Here is a 4093-nt window from a genome sequence, read left to right as displayed (position 1 = left end):
ACCTTGAAGCGTGCACCATGCGCGCACCTTCTTCCACACCCTGGCCCAGCAAGCACTTGATCTCGCAGAAAAAAATGTGGGGAAACCTCAGTATCAGGAACTCTCGCGGATGCAACTGTAAGGACATTGACGTGCTTTCCTCTTTCAAAACGACGTACTCGGCAATGCCTCCCACCCGCAGGGTGGGATTGTTCGTTGCCGCGGGTATCTTGCTATTGCTCACGGCTGCAGCAATCTGGTGGGCATTGGCTCCGCGACAGGCAGTGTTGTTCGGCCAACTGAAGCAGGCAGACGCTGCCGAAGTGTCAGCGGCGCTGGACGAATGGAAGGTTCCGCATAGCTATACTCCGGACGGCAGCGCGATACTCGTCGAACAAGGGCAGGTGCATCCTTTGCGGATGCGTCTTGTCTCGGCCGGCATCCCGAAGGGTGGACATGTCGGGTTCGAGCTTTTCGACACAAATGAATTCGGCGTCACCGAATTTGCCCAGCGCATCAACTATCAGCGGGCATTGCAGGGCGAGATCGAGCGCACTATCGCCACGATTCCGGGCGTGGAGGCGGTGCGTGTGCACCTTTCGATTCGGCGGCCTGGCGTTTTTCTGGCCGAAGACAGCCAGTCCAAAGCCTCGGTTGCCGTGTCGCTTGTGCCAGGCGCGACCCTGACTGCCAAGCAGGTCAGTGGCATCCGCGACCTGGTTGCCTCGGCCGTGGACGGGCTTGCGCCCGACGCCGTGGTGGTGGTCGGGCCGACCGGCTTGCAACTTGGAGGAGGCGCAAACGACGCTGCAAGTGGGACGCAGGGTGATCTGGCACGTCAGCTGGGTGCGGACTATGAGCGTGACATCCGCAAGATCCTGGAAGCACAGTCGTCCACGGCAGGCGCATCCATTTCTGTGAATGTGGCGCTGAATTTCGACAAGGTGCGGACCACTAGCGAACGTACGTTGGTCGCCCCTGGTCAGGACCATGGCACCGTGGTGCGACGTAGCACTAGTTCCGACCGCACCGCCGACGGTGGCAACGGCGCCGTATTGAACGAACAGGTCGAGTATGCCCACGGCACGGAGAAGCAGGAGGTCACGCGTGCCACCGGCCGCGTGGAGCGCATCAGCGTCGCGATTTCAGTGCGACAGCCTCTGACCGACATCGAGCAACAGCGCCTGCAGCGCTTGGTCATGGCCGCCATCGGCGGAGACGCTGCGCGTGGTGACGTTGTCGAAATCGGTGTCGGTGCTCCTTCGCTTGCCGGCCAACCCGCAAATCGGCCGACATCGGCCGTCCGTGATACCGATCGCTCGGTCATTACGACTTCCGACGCTGTGTCGGTGTGGCAATCGGGTTTGCTGACCTGGTTGCTGGCCGCCATCTTCATCAGCCTGACCGTCGGTCTGTTGATCGGCAGGGCAATCGCACGATCGCGTGGCAAGCGTTTGAGTCGCGAGCAAAGCGAACAGGCCGCACAACACATTCGGGCGTGGCTGCTGGGGCCTGCACATGAGCGTGTCTGAGGCCATGCGCAAGTCTGCGTTGCTTGCGAGCGTGATGCGATCAGGCCAGCGGCGGCGTCTGCTGGCGTCGTTGCCGATAGCTATGGCCGAGCAGCTGCGCACGCAGATAGCGCTCGTGCGTCGTCACGGATGGGATGAACTCTCGCTTGTGGAACCACTGTTGCACGGGCAGGAACTTACCGTGACACAGACCGATGCCGACCTCGGTCTGGAAGAAATCGTGCAGCTGTCGCATATCTTGAGTGCCGCGACATTGAGCCGCGTGGTAATGGCGACGACAGCGGGAGAGGCATCCTTCGTGCTTGCCGCGCTCGACCCTCAAATAGCCAAGGCGGTTTGCGCTGAACTAACGACGATGAGGCCTTTGCCGCCCGCATTGGCCGCTGCTGTGCGCAACGCGGCGCAGACGCATGCAGCCGCGGTTCCTGCAATGCGAGCATTGCCATGAAGCGTCTGCCTGCATCGGCCGATTGTCGACCCTGGTATGCGCCTACGGAGCATATCGTTGTCAACGCCGCGCCCGACATTTCAGAAGAGCAGTCCGTGCTGGAACACGCACGTGCGATGGGCTATCAGGAGGGCCTAGCGCGTGCACATGAGGAAGCCGCAGCACTTGCACAGCGCGAGTTGGCACAACTGACCGATACCTTGCAGGCGGAGGCACGCTCGGCGCGGGAAATCACCGAGCGCTTGCATACGCAGATGCAGGATCTGGTTGCGGGGCTGGCACTGGCTGTCGATGAGCAGGCGCGTCGAAGCCATGAAGTTGCCGTCGAAGTGGCATTCCATGCGGTAACTCAGGTCATTGGTGGCGCTTATGCCAACACACCGCTGTTGACGGACTTGTGCCACCGCGCAATGCGCGATGCAGGGCATCAGGCGGTGGCGTTGCACGTCTGTGAACAGGATCTTGCGCTCTGCCCCAAGGTTGCAGGGCTGGCGATTCAATGCGATCTCTCATTGCGTCCTGGCCAGTGCATTCTGGAAACACGCGCAGGGCGAACCGAATTCGGCTTGGATGTGCGGCTATCTGCACTACAGGCGGCGCTGCTGGATGGTCTATCCACTTACCAACATGTGGCCAGATGATGGGTCTTAGCCAACATTTGACTACGGCAATCCAGTCGGCGTCTTACACACGCCGTTATGGCCGTGTGTGTGCATTCAACGGACTGGTGATCGAGGCCGATGGACCCGAAGCACGTGTTGGTGATCTCTGTGAGGTGGTCGCATCGGCGGACGGTCGGCGCGTGGATGCACAGGTGGTGGGCCTACGGGATGGCAGGTTGCTGCTCATGCCGTATGGAGACCTAGCCGGACTCGCGACGGGGGCAAGAGTGGAAGCCACTGCACGGTCATTGCGCGTGCCGGTGGGGGCTGCTTTGCTGGGTCGTGTGGTCGACGCTTTCAGCCGTCCTTTGGACACGTTGGGGCCGTGCATTCTGGAACAGCGGTATCCGTTGCACGCAGCGCCACCCAATCCATTGGTACGGCGTGATATCACGCAGATTCTGGAAACCGGCGTCCATGCGGTAGATAGTCTGTTAACTCTGGGCATGGGACAGCGCATCGGCATTTTTGCCGGCAGCGGGGTCGGCAAGAGCACACTCCTTGGCATGTTCGTTCGTTACGTGAAAGCAGACGTGATCGTGCTGGCATTGATCGGCGAGCGCGGACGTGAGGTCGGCGATTTTGTACGCCACACCCTTGGGCCCGAGGCGATGGCGCGTTGTGTGGTCGTCGCTGCCACTGCAGATCAGCCCGCCCTGGTGCGAACGCATGCAGTACATGCCGCGCATGCCGTGGCAGAGTTCTTCAGGGATCAGGGTAAGTCAGTCCTGTTGGTCGTAGATTCGATGACCCGGTTCGCCATGGCGCATCGTGAGATCGGCCTGGCCAGCGGTGAGCCGCCAACCTTTCGTGGCTATACCCCGTCGGTCTTTTCATGGCTGCCGCGGATCGCCGAGCGTTGCGGAAACTTTGCCAATGGTGCGATCACTGCAATCTACAGCGTGCTCGTAGAAGGCGACGACCTCAACGAACCCATTACCGATCACATGCGCGCCATCCTGGACGGACACATCGTGCTGGATCGCACATTGGCGGCAAAAGGGCATTATCCGGCGATCAATGTGTTGGCCAGCGTAAGTCGCCTGCTGACCCAGCTGGCGACGCGAGAGGAGGTTGAGCTGGCAAGCCGCGTGCGCCACGTGCTGGCCATTCTGGAAGATTCACGCGATCTGGTTGAGCTGGGGGCGTATCAGCCCGGAGCCAATTCGGCACTCGATCAGGCACTGGAGGCCTGGCCCCAGGTGGAATTAGTGCTCAAGCAAGCGCAAGGCGCACCAATGACACGGCTGGAAACAATGTACGCATTGCAGCGCGCGCTATCGAAGGAAGTCGCGCATGTCTGACGATCGAGCGCGTCGACAACTGCAGCGGCTTGCCGTGCTGGCGCGCGTCCGCGATCTCGAGACGCGCAAGGCATCCCTAGGGAACCTCTGAACAAAGCACGGCAGATGCGCGACACTACTCGCCTCGTGTTGAGGAATCATCCATGCAACTGACGTTCGGCGACGCTG

At 61.0% G+C, this 4093-nt stretch carries 4 protein-coding genes; all 4 read left to right on the top strand.

The window, feature by feature from the left end; translation table 11 throughout:
* Positions 1-17 precede the first annotated feature (17 nt).
* From fliF to XdyCFBP7245_RS23120, 4 genes are read left to right on the top strand one after another with little or no spacing between them, the layout of a single operon-like run.
* The gene (fliF, locus tag XdyCFBP7245_RS23135) at positions 18-1511 is read left to right on the top strand and encodes a flagellar basal-body MS-ring/collar protein FliF (RefSeq protein WP_244907918.1); all 1494 of its coding nucleotides are present in this window, start codon (positions 18-20) and stop codon (positions 1509-1511) included.
* On the top strand, positions 1498-1959 hold the full coding sequence (locus tag XdyCFBP7245_RS23130) for a hypothetical protein (RefSeq protein ID WP_244907917.1): 462 nt from the start codon (positions 1498-1500) through the stop codon (positions 1957-1959). The genes fliF and XdyCFBP7245_RS23130 overlap by 14 nt, the downstream gene beginning before the upstream one ends.
* On the top strand, positions 1956-2600 hold the full coding sequence (locus XdyCFBP7245_RS23125; RefSeq protein ID WP_104617682.1) for a FliH/SctL family protein: 645 nt from the start codon (positions 1956-1958) through the stop codon (positions 2598-2600). The genes XdyCFBP7245_RS23130 and XdyCFBP7245_RS23125 overlap by 4 nt, the downstream gene beginning before the upstream one ends.
* A complete protein-coding gene (locus tag XdyCFBP7245_RS23120) occupies positions 2597-3925 on the top strand; it encodes a FliI/YscN family ATPase (protein ID WP_244907916.1) in 1329 nt (442 codons plus the stop codon). Before XdyCFBP7245_RS23125 ends, XdyCFBP7245_RS23120 begins: the two co-directional genes overlap by 4 nt.
* The last annotated feature ends 168 nt before the right edge of the window (positions 3926-4093 follow it).

Origin of the sequence: Xanthomonas dyei, from assembly GCF_002939865.1 — a bacterium.
Lineage (GTDB): Bacteria > Pseudomonadota > Gammaproteobacteria > Xanthomonadales > Xanthomonadaceae > Xanthomonas > Xanthomonas dyei.
This window is presented reverse-complemented; position numbering and strand designations above follow the sequence as displayed.